The organism is Curtobacterium sp. PvP017 (assembly GCF_054060195.1).
The window spans coordinates 675,046-690,550 of sequence record NZ_JBSSCY010000001.1; the positions used below are offsets into that span (position 1 = coordinate 675,046).

At 71.2% G+C, this 15,505-nt stretch carries 14 protein-coding genes; 9 read left to right on the top strand and 5 right to left on the bottom strand.

The features are described from left to right. The first annotated feature begins 16 nt into the window (after window positions 1–16). Window positions 17–2,995 (top strand): fibronectin type III domain-containing protein, encoded by a 2,979-nt coding sequence (locus ACVKXF_RS03305; RefSeq protein ID WP_456794813.1) that lies wholly within the window; start codon window positions 17–19, stop codon window positions 2,993–2,995. A 164-nt stretch (window positions 2,996–3,159) separates the two neighbouring features. After that, the gene (locus ACVKXF_RS03310) at window positions 3,160–3,666 is read left to right on the top strand and encodes a hypothetical protein (protein WP_456794814.1); all 507 of its coding nucleotides are present in this window, start codon (window positions 3,160–3,162) and stop codon (window positions 3,664–3,666) included. A 6-nt stretch (window positions 3,667–3,672) separates the two neighbouring features. Here ACVKXF_RS03310 and ACVKXF_RS03315 read toward each other — a convergent pair whose 3' ends face one another. Further along, on the bottom strand, window positions 3,673–4,350 hold the full coding sequence (locus tag ACVKXF_RS03315; protein ID WP_456794815.1) for a DUF402 domain-containing protein: 678 nt from the start codon (window positions 4,348–4,350) through the stop codon (window positions 3,673–3,675). A gap of 99 nt (window positions 4,351–4,449) precedes the next feature. Here ACVKXF_RS03315 and ACVKXF_RS03320 point away from each other — a divergent pair, with 99 nt between their 5' ends. The 7 genes from ACVKXF_RS03320 (at window position 4,450) to ACVKXF_RS03350 (ending at window position 10,104) form a co-directional block, all read left to right on the top strand. Then, on the top strand, window positions 4,450–4,989 hold the full coding sequence (locus ACVKXF_RS03320) for a hypothetical protein (RefSeq protein WP_456794816.1): 540 nt from the start codon (window positions 4,450–4,452) through the stop codon (window positions 4,987–4,989). 102 nt (window positions 4,990–5,091) lie between these two features. Beyond that, window positions 5,092–5,454, top strand: a complete 363-nt coding sequence (locus ACVKXF_RS03325) for a hypothetical protein (RefSeq protein ID WP_123291944.1) — start codon at window positions 5,092–5,094, stop codon at window positions 5,452–5,454. 38 nt (window positions 5,455–5,492) lie between these two features. Then, entirely contained in the window at window positions 5,493–6,968 is a 1,476-nt protein-coding gene (locus ACVKXF_RS03330) for a cryptochrome/photolyase family protein (RefSeq protein ID WP_456794817.1), read from the top strand. A gap of 29 nt (window positions 6,969–6,997) precedes the next feature. Beyond that, on the top strand, window positions 6,998–8,317 hold the full coding sequence (locus ACVKXF_RS03335; RefSeq protein WP_456794818.1) for a GNAT family N-acetyltransferase: 1,320 nt from the start codon (window positions 6,998–7,000) through the stop codon (window positions 8,315–8,317). Further along, window positions 8,317–8,643, top strand: coding sequence for a pyrophosphatase (locus ACVKXF_RS03340; RefSeq protein WP_456794819.1), 327 nt, complete (start codon window positions 8,317–8,319; stop codon window positions 8,641–8,643). Before ACVKXF_RS03335 ends, ACVKXF_RS03340 begins: the two co-directional genes overlap by 1 nt. 107 nt (window positions 8,644–8,750) lie before the next feature. After that, the gene (locus ACVKXF_RS03345) at window positions 8,751–9,116 is read left to right on the top strand and encodes a DUF2087 domain-containing protein (protein WP_456794820.1); all 366 of its coding nucleotides are present in this window, start codon (window positions 8,751–8,753) and stop codon (window positions 9,114–9,116) included. A gap of 10 nt (window positions 9,117–9,126) precedes the next feature. Next, on the top strand, window positions 9,127–10,104 hold the full coding sequence (locus ACVKXF_RS03350) for a squalene cyclase (protein ID WP_456794821.1): 978 nt from the start codon (window positions 9,127–9,129) through the stop codon (window positions 10,102–10,104). Between the two features lies 1 nt (window position 10,105). Here the strand turns inward: ACVKXF_RS03350 and ACVKXF_RS03355 are convergent, their stop codons facing one another. The 4 genes from ACVKXF_RS03355 to ACVKXF_RS03370 are packed head-to-tail and all read right to left on the bottom strand — an operon-like array spanning window position 10,106 to window position 15,439. After that, the gene (locus ACVKXF_RS03355) at window positions 10,106–11,104 is read right to left on the bottom strand and encodes an ABC transporter permease (protein ID WP_340195785.1); all 999 of its coding nucleotides are present in this window, start codon (window positions 11,102–11,104) and stop codon (window positions 10,106–10,108) included. Further along, entirely contained in the window at window positions 11,101–12,036 is a 936-nt protein-coding gene (locus ACVKXF_RS03360) for an ABC transporter permease (RefSeq protein WP_456794822.1), read from the bottom strand. The genes ACVKXF_RS03355 and ACVKXF_RS03360 overlap by 4 nt, the downstream gene beginning before the upstream one ends. Further along, window positions 12,033–13,775, bottom strand: a complete 1,743-nt coding sequence (locus ACVKXF_RS03365; RefSeq protein WP_456794823.1) for a dipeptide ABC transporter ATP-binding protein — start codon at window positions 13,773–13,775, stop codon at window positions 12,033–12,035. Before ACVKXF_RS03365 ends, ACVKXF_RS03360 begins: the two co-directional genes overlap by 4 nt. Then, on the bottom strand, window positions 13,772–15,439 hold the full coding sequence (locus ACVKXF_RS03370; protein ID WP_123314053.1) for an ABC transporter substrate-binding protein: 1,668 nt from the start codon (window positions 15,437–15,439) through the stop codon (window positions 13,772–13,774). The genes ACVKXF_RS03365 and ACVKXF_RS03370 overlap by 4 nt, the downstream gene beginning before the upstream one ends. Between the last annotated feature and the right edge of the window lie 66 nt (window positions 15,440–15,505).

Below are 15,505 nucleotides of genomic sequence, written 5' to 3' on the forward strand. Positions count from 1 at the left end.
CACCCGAAGGATCCCCGTGCTCTCACGCTCCGCGCGGCCACGTCGCCGTGCCCGGTTCTCGGCAGCGGCCCTCGCCGCCGCCCTCGTCGCTGGTCTCACCCTCGTCGCTGCGCCCGCCGCGCAGGCTGCCCCTGCCAACGGAACGCTCGACCGCTCGAGCGAGTCGCAGTACGGCGCCATCTTGGCCGACTCCACGACAGGCCAGACCTTCGTCGCCGGACGGTCGGGACAGCTCACCGGTGCGGACCTCAACTGGTACCAGGACAACACCGTGTACTACACGGACGGCGCAACCACCGGAACGGTCTCGGTGTACGCGGGTGGTGCCCGGAACGAGAGTCCGCTCGCGACCGGCACGATCTCGCTGGAGCAGGGATGGCAGACGGTGGAGTTCCAGGACCCGCCGACGATCACGGCCGGTTCCACCTACTTCCTCAGCGTGCCGGGGGGCGCGATCTGGTTCGACGATGCCCCGGCGCCCGGTGAGGGCATGACGTACTCCGGGTACGACTACAGGGGTTCGTACTCACTGAACTACCGCACCTACGTCCTGTCGATCACAGCCCCGGACCCCTTCACCGCGACCGCCGGCGACGGCACCGCCGCGCTGTCTTGGTCCGCCCCGACCCCGCCCGCGGACACCACGTTGACCGGCTACGAGACCGAGTACGCCGTCAGCGGCTCCGGTTCGTGGAGCACGCCAGCCGCGACGACGTCAACGACCGCAACGGTCACCGGCCTGACGGACGGCACGACCTACGACTTCCGCGTCCGCGCGACGACCGACCGCGGCCCCGGCGCGTGGAGCACCACCGCGACGGCGACGCCCATCGGCGACTTCACCGGTGGGACACTCACCATCGACGACGCGGCCCCGGCAGTGGGCAAGCCCGTGACCGCGAAGTCGGACGGCTGGACCCCGGCCCCGACCCTCACCTGGTCGTGGACCGTCGGTAGCGCCCAGGTCAGCACGGCTCCGACCTACACGCCGACCCCGGACGACCTCGGCAAGGCCGTGCAGGTCACCGTGACCGCGAACGCCGTCGGCCGGCACACCGCCACGAAGACCGCGGACCTCGGCACCGTCGCCGCCGGCACGATCGCCCCGGGCGCCGTCCGGATCGCCGACGCACAGGACGCCACGGTCGGCTCGTCCGCACAGGCCGGCACGGTCCTCACCGCGTCGCTCCCGGCGGTGGCCCCCACCGACTCCGCGGTCACGTACCAGTGGTACCGCGACAGCACGAACGTGAAGATCCCCGGCGCCACCGCAGCCCAGTACACGGTCACCGGCCGTGACGCCGTCGGCGGCCACGCGGTCTTCGTCATCGCCTCGGTCACCGCGCGCGGGTACACCGCGACGACGGCCACCTCGGATGCCGTCATCGCGGACTACGGCACGCAGACCGGCACGGTCACCACCGGCGCGGCCACCGTCGCCGAGTCCGTCACCGCGACGACCAGCGGCTGGACCCCGTCCGGCGCGACGGTCTCGCTGCAGTGGTTCGACGGCGAGCGGGCCATCACCGGCGCGACCTCCGCCACCTACACGCCGACCGCTGCACAGGCCGGGCACGCCCTGCACGTCGTCGCGACCGGCACCGCCGAGGGCTACGACCGGTACTCCGTCGCCAGCACACCGGTCGTCGTGGGCGACGGTACGCAGGACGGCACCGTCGGCATCGACGGCACCGCCGCGGTCGGCACCGCGCTCACCGCCACGGACGCCGGCTGGCTCGCGGGCACGTCCTTCGACCGCCAGTGGACCCGCGACGGCGTCGCCATCGACGGCGCGACCGGCGCCACCTACACGCCGACGGCCGACGACGTCGACGCCGTGATCGGCGTCACGGTGACCGGGCACCTCGACGGGTACACGGACCGCACGGTCGACGCATCCGCCGCGACCGCCGTGGTCGCGGGTACGCAGCACGCCGCCGTCGCGATCGAGGCCACCGGCACCGCACAGGTCGGAGCCGAGCTCACAGCGCGCAGCACCGGCTGGGCCCCGGGCACCGAGCTCTCCTACCGCTGGCTCCGCGACGGCACCGCCGTCGCGGGCGCGACGGACCGCGCCTACACCCCCGTCGAAGCCGACCTCGGTCACGTCATCAGCGTCGAGGTCACCGGCACCCTCGCTGGATGGGACACGCTCACCGTGACCTCCGACGGCACGGTGCCGGTCGCCGGGATCCCCGCGACGGTCACCCCGGAGAGCACCCTGCCGACGACGACCGTCGCCGGCGAGCGGTTCCGCTACCACGTCGACATCGAGGGCTCCCCCGCGCCGACCGTCACCTTCGACGGCGAGCTGCCGGCAGGGCTGACGTTCGACCCGGAGACCGGTGACATCACCGGGATCCCCACGAAGGCCGGCCAGTCGGTCATCCGGATCACCGCGGACAACGGCGTCGGGTTCCCCGCCGTCTCGACCGTCACGATCGACGTCACCCCTGGCGCTCTCGACGCTCTCACCCTGGACACGGCGGGGACGGGTGACGACGACGGCACGATCACGGCCCAGCAGGGGACGACGATCCGCGTCGCCGCGACCGGGACCGACGCGTACGGCAACGAACTCGCGACGCCCGGCGACGTGGTGCTCACGAGCAGCGTCGCCTCGGACGAGATCCACGGCGACACCGTCACGTTCCACCACGCCTCGCCGCACGTCATCACGGCGACGGTCGGCTCGGTCAGCGCGTCGCTGACCGTCGAGGTCAGCCCGACCGCGGTCGTCACGCCGCCGACGACGGCGCCGACGGCGCCTGCGACGACGGAGCCCACCGCGGCTCCCACGTCGCAGGCCACCGCGCCTCCCACCGCGGCACCGGTCGCGGACCAGGGTGACCGCGCCGCCACGGCCCCGACCGCGGACGAACTCGCCTACACGGGTGCCGACGGCACCGGCCCGATGGCCCTCGCGGCGTTGCTCGCCGTACTACTCGGCTTCGCCGTCCGCACGGGCGTCCGCCGGAGCCGCCAGCGGTCCTGACGCGACCACACGACGGACTGGAGGCCGTGCTCACGTGGTGAGCACGGCCTCCAGTCCGTAGTCAGGTGCGCTTTCGCGTCCGCAGCGCCGGCGCACGCACGCGACCCTCGTCACCAGAACGGGAGGGTGCGGGAGCGGTCGGCGTGCACGACACTGTGATCGACATGATTGCCTCGCCTGTGCACGACCACCTTCGCCGCCGCCGATGGAGCAGCAGCATCGGGCTGACGCTCGTGATCGTGGTGTCGCTCACCGCCTGCTCCGGGCGTGCGACGCCGGTCGACGACGTCGAGGCTGCTTCTGCCTGGATGGAGAACGTCCAGGATCGGTGGGCCGAACAGCCCGGTGAACTCGGCGCCGGTGCCGGGACCAACGACGCATCCAGTCGGCTGTCCCTGGGCGTCGCAGACGGGGGCGAGCGCCCACACGTCCGCGTGTCCGTCGCCTGCCAGGGACACGGAACCGTCCGCATGGCCGTCTGGGGCGGTCGCATCGCCGACGGCGCCGACACCGGCAGCGAGCTCGCGGCGCGCTCGGTCCAGTGCGGCCACGACGAAGACCTCTACGTCGTGACGTCGGCCGACTCGATCACCATCGGGCCGACGGCAGGGGACTCGACCGTCAGCTGGTACGCCGCCGCCTACGCCGAACGCGCAGCGCAGACGCACTGAGCGGGTCTACTGGACGGCGTCCCACCCTGCGGGCATCTGCGGAGCGGACCATTTCGGGTCCGGCACCCACCGCGACCAGTCGGTCTCGAACGGGAACGAGCCCGTGTGCACGGCCGCGGTGGCATCCTCGCCGGTGCGTTCGATCATCGTTCGGTCCGTTTCCGTGACCAGGCCCTCGTCCGTGTAGAAGGCGAGTTCGTCTTCGTCCTTGTACCGGACCGACCAGCGACCCGCACCGTCTCGGGTTGCGACGACGTCGAGGGTCCAGTCCTGGCTGTCGAAGCCGATGGACGTACGCACCCAGGGCAGCTCGAGGTTGACGTACCAGTCCGGCAGCCACTGCGTCCCGTCGTGCCAGCGCCACACCGACCACGCTGCGCCCTTCGGGTGCACGCGGACCACGGTCGCTCCGAACCAGCGGTCCTCGACGTAGGAACCGTTCCAGTCCGAGGGGAGGACGAGCCGCGCGTTCGGTCCGCTGCCGGTACCGGCCCGGCGACGGACGGCGGAACCGAGCGGGCTCGCGACCACCGCGACGTCGTCGTCGTCCACGAGGACTCGACCCGCGACGGCGAAGGCGACGGTCCGACCGTGCGAGCCGAGCGTGTGCAGACTGCGGAGGACCACGGATTCACCGGCACGGAACGGTTCGCTCCGCACGTCGTTCGCAACATCGTCGTGCATCCGGCGATGCTCTCACAGGAGTTCTCGGTCACCGCACCCCGCATCACGATCCGGGGACGAGCCCCGTGCGCTCCCCCACGCTCTGTCAGGATACCGCTCATGGGGGACCGCAGAACGACCGCATCGGTGACCGGGGCGCTGCTCGCGCTGATCCTGCTGACGGGCTGCGCGGTGCAGAGCGGCCCGGCTTCCGGTGTGTCGTCGACGAGCGGCGCGCAGGCCGGTACCACGACCGGAGAGCCGACGGGCGCCGCGGGAACGTACGCTGCGTCCGGGGACGGCGCCGGCCCGGGCGGCGACAGCCCGCCGCAGTACGGGATCAACAAGCGGCACCATGACCGCACCGACCTGAGCGCGGAGTCGGCGGCAGCGCTCGACGTCGCACGTGCTCAGGTGGAGCGGGAGCTCGCTGCGCAGTCGACCCCGGTCCTGCAGCCGGCGGTCGAGGAGATCCTCGACGGCGTCGGGGCGCCGGACCGCTGGATCGTGACGACGCAGAGCGGTGAGAAGGTGCTGTTCGAGGCACAGATCGAGATGTCCGGTTGCCTCATCGGCGAGGTCCAGCGGGACGGCACGGCCGAGGTCACGACGGCCGGGTGGGTCCTCGACGGCGGATGCCACGCCCTCGACGGGCACTGAACGGTCCGACCGGCACCGAGCGCTCCGACCGGCACCGAGCGGTCCGACCGGCGCGGCGGGGTCCGACGGGCGCTGCGCCCCGACAGAACCTAATCTGGTCGGATGCTCTCCCGACGCGACGCCGCCGTTCGACTCGACATCACCCTCGAGATGGCGACCCACCACGGAATCCCCTCGCGTCTCAGCGAAGCCGAACTCGACGCGATCGAACAGGATCCGCCGGCGTGGCTCGTGCAGTCGCGGGCGAACCGCACGGGTGCCAAGAAGGTCTGGGTCCGCCTCGAGTGCGTCGTCTGCGCGTTCGCCGAAGAAGCGCGGCCGAAGAAGTGGTGGCCCGAGTGGGACTACCTGATGTGCGACTACCACGAGCCGTACCAGGCGCCGGAACCGACCGCCGGGCTCACCCGACGAGAGGTCGAGGGCATCGGTAGCCGGTTCATCGCCCTCGTCGACGAGCGTCCCTGACTGACAAGCCCACCCCGCCCCTTGGGTACGGTCCACCCATGCCCACCGAACGTCGTCGCCTGGTCCTGCCCGGCCAGTACGGTCCTGCGTTCGACGACGGCGGCCCGGCCCTCGTCGTCGAGGCACGCGAGTTCTTCACCGCCCGCCCCGTCCACCGGGCGAAGGCCCACCTCTGGCTGAGCGCCCTGCGCCACCGCGTCCGCGAACTCGGTGACCGTGCCGACCACGTCCAGGTCGACACCCTCCGCGAAGCACTGACGGGCCGCGACGACCTCGAGGTGATCGACCCGCCGTCCCGCACCCTCCGCGCGCAGGTCCGGCACTGGGGCCGGGACACCGTGATCCTGCCGAGCCGCGGGTTCGTCACCGACGAGGACGAGTTCGCGGAGTGGGCGGCCCAGGGCACGGGTCGGTTCCGCATGGAGGACCACTACGAGCGTGTCCGGCGCCGCGAGGGCTGGTTGCTGCGCGACGGCAAGCCGATCGGCGGGAAGTTCAGCCTCGACGACCAGAACCGCGAGCCGCCGCCGAAAGGTGCGACGACCCTCGGGCTGCCGGAGCCGTGGTGGCCGGACGAGGACGACATCGACGACCAAGTCCGGCACGACCTGGACCGGTGGGAGCGGGACGGCACCGCCCGGTTCGTCGGCCGCGACGACACCCGTCGGTTCGCGGTGACGGCGGACGAAGCCCAGCGTGCGCTCGACGACTTCGTCGCGGTGCGCCTCGGCGACTTCGGTCCGTTCGAGGACGCCACGTTGACGAACGACTGGACGATGGCGCACTCGCTCCTCAGCGTGCCGATGAACCTCGGGGTGCTCGATCCGCGTCAGGCGATCGACGCCGCCCTCGAAGCGCACCGCACCGAGGCCGCACCGCTCGCCAGCGTCGAGGGCTTCGTCCGTCAGGTCGCCGGCTGGCGCGACTACGTCTGGCACCTCTACTGGTGGTTCGGCGACGACTACGGCGCATCGGAGAACGCCCTCGGCGCGCACGGACGGCTGCCCGGCTGGTGGCAGGACCTCGACGCGTCCGAGGTCGAGGCCGTCTGCGTGCGGACCGCGATCGAGGGCCTGCACGACCACGGCTGGCTGCACCACATCCAGCGCCTCATGGTGCTCGGCAACTGGGCGTTGCAGCGCGGCTACGACCCGGTGCACCTGACGGAGTGGTTCACGGACGTGTTCGTCGACGGCACCGACTGGGTGATGCCCGCGAACATCATTGGCATGTCCCAGCACGCCGACGGCGGAATGGTCGCCACCAAGCCGTACACGTCGGGCGGCCGCTACATCGACCGGATGTCGGACCACTGCGGGGGCTGCCGGTTCGACCCGACGAAGCGGGTCGGCGACGACGCGTGCCCGTTCACGGCCGGGTACTGGGCGTTCCTGTCGCGCGTCGAACCGGCGCTCCGCGACAACCACCGGATGGCCCGTCCGCTGCAGCAGATGCGGTCGCTGGTGGACCTCGACGAGGTCGTCGCGCAGGAGGCTCGTCGCACCACGCCGTGACGTCACCCGGTCCCGATAGGGTCGTGAGCGTGAGCAACGAGGCATTCGACGACCGCTACGAGCTGCGCGAGTTCGCGCCCGGGACGGATGACGAGGGGGCGCCGAACGCCGAGACGGCTGCGTGGATGCAGGCCGTCGGCCTCGGCTTCCACGAAGCCGATCCGGACGCCGAGGGCGCGGCGCGCATGGCGTCCCACTTCATCGCCGACGAAGAGACCTTCCTGGGCGTCTACGTCCGGAAGCCCTTCCCCGGTTCCGTCGACGAGACCTGGCCCGCAGGCACCTTCACGTGGTTCCGCAAGGCGCTGAGCTGGGGCGACGGGTCGTCCGTCGACACGCAGGCCATCTCCGCGGTCACGGTCCGGCCCACGGAGCGTCGCCGCGGCATCCTGCGCCGCATGATGACGCACGCGCTCGAGCGCGGTGTCGCCGAGGGCTACGCCGTGGCGTCGCTGACCGCGTCCGAGGGCACGATCTACCGCCGCTTCGGCTTCGGCAGCGCGATCCGCGAGCGCGCGGTGCGCGTGCGTCGCGAACGCGCACTCCCCCTCCTCGCCCCGACGTCGGGCTCGGTGTCCGTCGTCACGCCGCAGTGGCTCGCCGACGGCCCCGGCAAGGCGGTCTTCGAGCGCTTCCACACCCGCACGCCCGGCTCGATGATCCGCAACGCTGGCACCTGGCCGATCGTCTTCGGGCTGCTCGGCAACGACGGCCAGAAGGCGAAGGACGTCCGTGCGGCGGTGCACCGTGCCGACGGCTCCGACGAGGTCGACGGCTACGTCACCTGGCGTGTCAAGGAGGACCGGGGTTCCGACACCGCACTCGAGATCGTCGACCTGGTCTACGCGAACGACCAGGCGTACACGGCGCTGTGGGAGTTTCTGCTGTCGATCGACCTGAACGACGTCGTGAAGTACAACCGCTCGCGGCTCGACGACCCGATCGTCGCGGCCCTCGGCGACAACCGTGCCTACGACGTCGATCACGAAGAGGACCACGTCTGGCTGCGCGTCCTCGACGTGGCCGCGGTGCTCGAGTCGCGGCCGTTCGCCGTCGACGGCTCGCTGACACTCGCGGTCACCGATGCGCTCGGCCACACGACCGGCACGTACCGGCTGGACGTCCAGGAGGCCCGTGGCAGCGTCACCCGCATCGCCGACGACGCCGACGCGGCCGGTTCCGACGTCCAGCTCGACGTGGCAGAGCTCGGTGCGCTGCTCATCGGGTCGGTCTCGCCCGTCACCCTGGCGGCCGCCGGCCTGGTCCGCGCTGCGGATCCTGCGTCGATCGAGCTGCTGCGCGCGATGCTGCTCCCGCCTCGGACCCCGCACGGCATCACCTACTTCTGATGGACGTCCAGGACCTGAGCGACGAGGTCGAGGCCGTCTCCGCGTTCTACGCCGAGCGGCACGGCATCGACCGCACCGACGAGTGGTTCGTCCTGAAGCTCGGCGAAGAGGTGGGCGAACTCACGCAGGCGTTCCTCGCGCGCTCGGGTCAGGCTCGGCGCAAGGGCCGCACGGACGACGAGATCGAGCAGGGTTTCCGGGACGAGATCGCGGGCGTCCTCGCGCAGGTCCTGCTCATCGCGCGGCACTTCGACGTCCCGCTCGATGCCGCTGTTCGTGAGAAGTGGGCGAAGTGGCACCCCGATCGGCTGGCGGCGGAAGGTTGAGCAGGGTCACGGAGCCGCTGGCACGTGCACGGCAGGTGGTGTCGGTGGTGGCGAGCCGGACACTGCGCCCAGCGCTCGTCGATCGCGTTCAGCTCGACGAGCGGACCATGTCCGCGGTCAGCGCGTTCGACTGGCTGGATGCGGACGGACCCGATGTGGCGCTGCTCGGCCGTACAGCGCAGGATCTGCAGCGTCTGCAGGCGCCGGCCGCGCTCCTGGAGTTCGACCGGATCCACCGGATGCCCGTGGAGGACGACGAGCGGCTCCCGCTGTCGACGCGCATCGTCGAGTTGGTGTTCGAGCGACTCGGATCGTCACGCCCCGTCAGCGAGGCGGTGCTGAACGCCGCCATCGCGATGTTCTGCGAGGACGTCGCGATCGTCCGACGTGACGCAGTCGACCTCGGTGTGGTCAATCGGGCCGACGACGGCTCGTCCTACCGGTACGTGGCGGCGGGGTTCCGCACGGCGTAGCCTCCGCGCCATGAGCGACGACGCGGTGGTCGAGTGGCTGCTCGACTCGGACCCGGCAGTCCGGTGGCAGGTCGAGCGCGATCTGACCGGTGCGCCGCCGTCGGTGTGGCAGCAGACCCGGGGACGAGTCGCGACCGAGGGCCTCGGGGCCGCGATGCTCGCACGCCAAGCCCCCGACGGGCAGTGGGCCGGCGGCGCGTACTTTCCGACGGACTTCGACTTCGACGGTCCCGAGGCGGACGAGCCCGGACAGCCCTACACGGCGACGACCTGGTCGCTGAACGCCCTGCGCGACTGGGGGCTCGATCCGGCGGTCCTCGGGGACACGACTGCACGCCTCGCGACGAACAGCCGCTGGGAGTACGAGGACCTGCTCTACTGGAGCGGCGAGGTCGACTGCTGCATCAACGCGTTCACCCTGGCGAACGGTGCGTGGCTCGGTGCCGACGTCGGTCAGCTGGCGGCGTGGTTCCTCGATCACCAGCTGGACGACGGCGGGTGGAACTGCGAGTGGATCGAGGGGTCGACCGTGTCGTCGTTCCACTCGACCCTCAACGTCATCGACGGGCTCCTACAGCACGAGCAGCTGACCGGCGGCACCCACCCCCGCGCGGCGGAGCTCCGTGCGGCTCGACACCGCGGCGCCGAGTACCTGCTCGAGCGTCGACTGCTGTTCCGGAAGCACGACGGCGAACTCGTCGGGCCGTGGGCGACCCGGTTCGCGTACCCGCTGCGCTGGATCTACTCGGCGCTGCGGGTGACCGACCACCTGCGGGCTGCCGCGCTGCAGGACGGCACCGCGCCGGACCCCCGGGCAGCCGAGGCGGTCGAGATCGTCCGCGCCGCCGGGAACGCCGACGGGACGTGGACGCAGGGCGCTCGGCCGCCGGGTCGGCAGTGGTTCGAGGTCGACGTCCCCGAGGGCGAGCCGTCGAAGTGGCTCACGCTGTACGGCACCCGCGTGCTGCGCTGGTGGGACGCAGCCTGAGCTACGCCCTGCGCCGCACCCGCGGGTCGACGAACGCGTAGACCACGTCGACGATCACGTTCGCGGTGACGATCAACAGCGCCGAGAACAGCGTGAAGCCGACGACGACCTGCAGGTCGAGCGTGTGCACGGCATCGATCAGCAGCGCGCCCAGGCCCTGCATGGAGAACACCTTCTCGGTGATGACCGCACCGCCGAGCAGCGACCCGAGGTCGAGCCCGAACAGCGTCACCACCGGCAGGATCGCGGTGCGGAGTCCGTGCCGCACGACGACCTGGCGCTCCCGCAGGCCCTTGGCCCGAGCGGTCCGTACGAAGTCCTGCGACATCGACTCGAGCATCTCGCCTCGGGTCAGTCGGGCGTAGATCGCGGCGCTGATGAACGCGAGCACGCACCACGGCAGGATCAGGTGCGTGAACCAGCCGACGGGGTCGTCGGCGAACGCGACGTACCCGCTCGTCGGCAGGATCCCGAGCACGAACCCGAACAGCAGGATGCCGAGCAGCCCGATCAGGTACGCGGGCGAGGAGACCCCGGCGACGGCGACGGTCATCACGGCCCGGTCGACGAAGGTGCCACGGCGGAGCGCCGAGACCGTGCCGCCGAACACCCCGGCGACGAGCCAGAGCACGGCGGCACCGACGGCGATCGACGCGGTGACGGGCAGGCGGGACAGGATCAGTTCGGTGACGCTCTCGTGCAGCTGGAACGAGTACCCGAAGCACGGTGCGGCGCAGGTGATCACGGACGCGCCGCTGCCGAACGTGCGGCCGGTGAAGATCCCCGCCAGGTACGCGCCGAACTGCACCAGCCAGGGCTTGTCCGTCCCCAGGAACGCCTGGACCTCGCGGAGCCGGTCCGGCGTGCAGGGCTTGTCGCAGATCGCGCGCGCGGGGTTCGTCGGCAGCAGCATGAACAGCGCGTAGGTGATCGCCGCGACGACGAGCAGCACGACGGCGGCACCGAGGATGCGGATCGCGATGAAGCGGAAGGTGCTCATCGGCGTGCTCCCCTCGGGTCGAGTGCGTCCCGCAGGGCGTCGCCGAGCACGTTGAACGCGAGGGTGATGAGGAACAGGGCCACTCCGGGGAACACGAGGTACATGGGGTCGGTCTGCACCCAGCCGACGGCGTCGCCGATGCTGCGGCCCCACGACGGCGTCGGCGGCGTCACACCGACGGCCAGGAACGACAGGGCAGCCTCGGCGCCGATCATCGACGGGATCGAGATCGTCGCGTAGACGGTGATCGTCGCCGCCAGGTTCGGCAGCAGCTGCGTGCGGATGACGTGCCACCGGCCGGCGCCCATCGCCGTGGAGGCGACGACGTAGTTCCGGCTCACGAGTGACAGCGTCTGACCGCGGACCACTCGGGCCACGGACGGCCAGCCGAAGAAGCCGATGACGAGCACGACCAGGACGGGCTTCGGGAACGACGTCGGCACGATTGCGGTCAGGGCGATCATGAAGACGAGCGAGGGGAAGCCGAAGATGACGTCGACCACGCGGGAGAGCACACGGTCGTACCAGCCGCCGAAGAAGCCGGTGGTGACGCCGACGAGCACGCCGATCACGATCGACACCAGGGTCGCGGCGAGCCCGATGCCGAGCGACGTCCGGGCGCCGTAAGTCACGATCGCGAACAGGTCGCGTCCGGTCAGCGGCTCGACGCCGAACCAGTGCTCGCCGCTGATCCCGCCGCCGAAGCCCTTGGGCGCGCCGAACGAGTTGAGCGCGTCGATGTCGTACCCGTACGGGTCCTGCCCGGAGACGGCACTGATGAGCGGCGCCGCGACGGCGACCACGAGGAACACCACGATGACGGCGGCCGACGTCACGGCCCAGCGGTCCTGCCGGACCCGGCGCACCACGGCGCGGAAGCCGGTCGCGCGTCCGGACGACGCCACGGGGCGCTCGACGACGTTGGCGGTCACGAGGCCACTCCTTCCCAGGCGCGCCACGCTTCGCGGCGCGCCGCCTGTCGCACGGGATCGGCGACGGGCGCCGCTGCGAGCAGCATGCGCGTGTAGTCCTGCTGCGGGTCGTCGAGGACGGCGTCCGTGGTCCCCCGTTCGACCACGCGACCGTCGTGCAGGACGACGACTTCGTCGGCGAGCTGTCGGACGACGGCCAGGTCGTGGCTGATGAGGAGCATGCCGAACCCGAACTCGTCCTGCAGCTGTGCGAGCAGGTCGAGCACGGCCGCCTGCACGGTCACGTCGAGAGCCGAGGTGGGCTCGTCGGCGATGACGAGCGCCGGACGGAGCGCCAGGGCCCGCGCGACGGCGACCCGCTGGCGCTGTCCACCGGAGAGCTGGTGCGGGAACCGCTCGGCCCATGAGGGGTCGAGCTGCACGGCGGTCAGCAGGTCACGGACGCGTTCCGCACGGTCGGCAGCCGAGGCCGTCCCGTGCACGAGGAGCGGTTCGGCGATGCTCCAGCCGATGGTCTGCCGCGGGTTGAGCGACGACGCCGGGTCCTGGAAGACGATGCCGACGCGGCTGCGGAGCTCGCGGAGCCGTCGGCCCTTGGCGGTCCGCAGGTCGCTGCCGTCGACCTCGACCGAGCCGGCGACGACGGGCACCAGCCCCGCCAGGGCGCGTCCGATGGTCGACTTGCCCGACCCGGACTCCCCCACCAGGCCGACGGTCTCGCCGGCCCGCAGGTCCAGCTCGATGCCCGAGACGGTCGGTTCGCCGCGGCGCGAGTACCGCACGGCGACGTCGCGCAGGCGCGCGACGAGCGGAGGGGAGGCGTGGCTCGCCCCCGCGACACTCGCTTCCGCTGGTCCGAGACTCGCGTCTGACGACACGGCTCGGGTCCCGGGGGCCGCGTCCTGTCGTCCAGGCCGAGTCTCGGGGTCCGCAGCCGGCGTGGCGGACGCGGGACGGGCCTCCAGGGACGGCACGGCGGCGAGGAGCTCGCGCGTGTAGTCGGCGGACGGGTGCGCGAAGACCTCGGCGACCGTCCCGTGCTCGACGGGGTCGCCGCGCCGCATCACCAGGAGTTCGTCCGCGACGTCCGCGACCACGCCCATGTCGTGCGTGATGAGCAGGACGGCGAGGGAGCGCTCGCGACCGAGCCGGCGGAGGAGGTCGAGGATCCCGGCCTGCACCGTGACGTCCAGCGCGGTCGTCGGCTCGTCGGCGATCAGCGCGACCGGGTCCCCGGCCAGGGCCATCGCGATCATCGCGCGCTGCAGCTGTCCGCCGGACAGTTCGTGCGGGTACGCCGTGCGGATCCGCTCGGGGTCGGTGAGGCCCGCGGCACGCAGCAGCTCGTCGATGCGCGTGGACACCGCCGCACGGTCGAGGTCCGTCGGGTGCGCCCGGATCGCCTCGGCGACCTGCGTGCCGATGGACAGCACCGGCGTGAACGAGTTCATCGGTTCCTGGAAGACGACGCCGATACCGGCGCCGCGAACGGCACGGAGCGTGTCGTCGGAGGCGCCGACGAGTTCCTCGCCGCGGAACTGGACGCTGCCGGAGACCCGCGCTTCGGGCGGCAGCAGACCGAGCACGCTCATGGCGCTGACGGACTTGCCGGAGCCGGACTCGCCCACGAGCGCGAGCACGCGTCCGGGGGTCAGGGTGAAGGAGACGTCACGGACGACGGGCTCCGCGTCGCCGAACGCGACGCGGAGCCCCTCGACCTCGAGCAGCGGCGAACTCACTTCGCGAGCGAGACCTTGAGGTAGTTCGGGTACGCTGGGAAGTCCGCGATCTGGAAGTTCTGCACGTTCGAACCGGCCAGGAACGACTGCTTCGCGTAGATCAGCGGCACCGACGGGGAGTCGGCCATGATCTTCTGGTCGGCCTCGGCCCAGAGCTTCTGCGCGTCCTGCTGGTCGACCGTCGCGCTGGCCTTCTTGATCAGCGCGTCGACCTCGGGGTTGCTGTACTTCGACACGTTGTAGCCGCCGCCACCGATCTGCGACGAGTCGTACAGCGGCTGCAGGTTGGCGTTCGCGCTCGGGAAGTCCGGCTGCCAGCTCGAGAGCGACAGGTCGAAGTCCGTCCCGTTCGTGGTGGCCTGCGTGAAGGAGTCGTAGTCGAGCGGCTTCAGCGTCACCGTGATGCCGGCACGCTTCAGGCCGGACTGCAGCGCCTGCGCCTGTGCGAGGTAGGTCGGGTCGTTCTGCGTCACCAGCGTGAGCTTGAGGTTGCTGACACCGGCGTCCTTCAGCAGCGACTTCGCCTTGTCGACGTCGCCCGTGGCGCCCGTCTTGTACAGGTCGTAGTCCTCGCGCCCGGCGATGCCCGGGGTGATCAGCGTCGACGCGTACGACCCGGCGATCGCGCCACCGGCCGCGATCCGGAACGACTTCTTGTCGACGGCGTACTGCAGCGCCTGGCGGACCTTGAGGTCCTTCAGCGCGCCCTTCTGGGTGTTGATCGCCATGTACGAGATCGGACCGGCCTTGGACGTGGCGAGACGGTCCTGCGCTGCGGGGTTGCTGCGCACCTGGTTCAGCTCGGCCGCGCCGAGGTAGATGGCGCCGAAGGAGTCCTTCGCGTCGCCGTTGTCGGCGATGAGCGTCTGCGTGATCGTGGAGGCGTCCTGGCTCTCCTTGAACACGATCTTCGAGGGGCCGGCGGTGCGGACCTCGTCGGTCTTGGCGCTCCAGGCCTTGTTGCGCACGAGGGTGACCTGCGTGCCCTGCGTGTTCGACTGCACCTGGTAGGGACCGGACGCGACCGGCTTCAGGTCGTAGGCGCCGGTGTCCTTGCCGTCGCCCTCGGGGACCGGCGTGAACGCGGGCATCGAGGCGAGCCACGGCCAGTCGCCGTAGGCGTCGTTCAACTTGAAGACGATGGTCTTGTCGTCCGGGGTCTCGATGCTGTCGAGGGACTTGCCGTCGAACGGGCCCTTGTAGCTGTCACCGCCGACCAGGAGCGACTTGTGGTAGCTCAGGCCGCCGGAGAGCGTGGGGGCGAACGAGCGCTCGATCCCCCACTTGATGTCCTTCGTGGTGATGGGCGTTCCGTCCTGGAACTCGAGCCCGTCCTTGAGCGTGTAGGTCCACGTCTTGCCACCGTCGCTGGACTTCCCGGTGTCCGTCGCCAGGTCCGGGACGACCTTCGCGGTCTTGCCCGGCTCGACGTCCCACGTGGTCAGACGCCGTGCGACGAGGCCGAGGGACGTGATGCCCAGGCTCTGGCTCGTCGCCGGGTCGAGGTGGAACGAGGTCTGCGGCGTCAGGATGTTGAGCGTGCCGCCCTTTGCCGTGCCGCTCGTCGCGTCGTCCGAGGAGCTGCCACCCGAGCAGCCGGTCAGGACCAGGGCTGCTGCTGCGGCGACGGCCGCGGTGATCGTCAGGCGGTTCGGGCGTCTCATGACGGTGGGGCTCCTCGTGGGAAGGGTGGTGGCGACCGTGCGGCAGTCGCTGCGGTTCCGCGGATC

Coding starts and splice junctions, on each gene's coding strand:
- ACVKXF_RS03310 (WP_456794814.1), top strand. CDS start 3,160: ATGATTGCCTCGCCTGTGCACGACCACCTTCGCCGCCGCCGATGGAGC.
- ACVKXF_RS03315 (WP_456794815.1), bottom strand. CDS start 4,350: ATGCACGACGATGTTGCGAACGACGTGCGGAGCGAACCGTTCCGTGCC.
- ACVKXF_RS03320 (WP_456794816.1), top strand. CDS start 4,450: ATGGGGGACCGCAGAACGACCGCATCGGTGACCGGGGCGCTGCTCGCG.
- ACVKXF_RS03325 (WP_123291944.1), top strand. CDS start 5,092: ATGCTCTCCCGACGCGACGCCGCCGTTCGACTCGACATCACCCTCGAG.
- ACVKXF_RS03330 (WP_456794817.1), top strand. CDS start 5,493: ATGCCCACCGAACGTCGTCGCCTGGTCCTGCCCGGCCAGTACGGTCCT.
- ACVKXF_RS03340 (WP_456794819.1), top strand. CDS start 8,317: ATGGACGTCCAGGACCTGAGCGACGAGGTCGAGGCCGTCTCCGCGTTC.
- ACVKXF_RS03345 (WP_456794820.1), top strand. CDS start 8,751: ATGTCCGCGGTCAGCGCGTTCGACTGGCTGGATGCGGACGGACCCGAT.
- ACVKXF_RS03350 (WP_456794821.1), top strand. CDS start 9,127: ATGAGCGACGACGCGGTGGTCGAGTGGCTGCTCGACTCGGACCCGGCA.
- ACVKXF_RS03355 (WP_340195785.1), bottom strand. CDS start 11,104: ATGAGCACCTTCCGCTTCATCGCGATCCGCATCCTCGGTGCCGCCGTC.
- ACVKXF_RS03370 (WP_123314053.1), bottom strand. CDS start 15,439: ATGAGACGCCCGAACCGCCTGACGATCACCGCGGCCGTCGCCGCAGCA.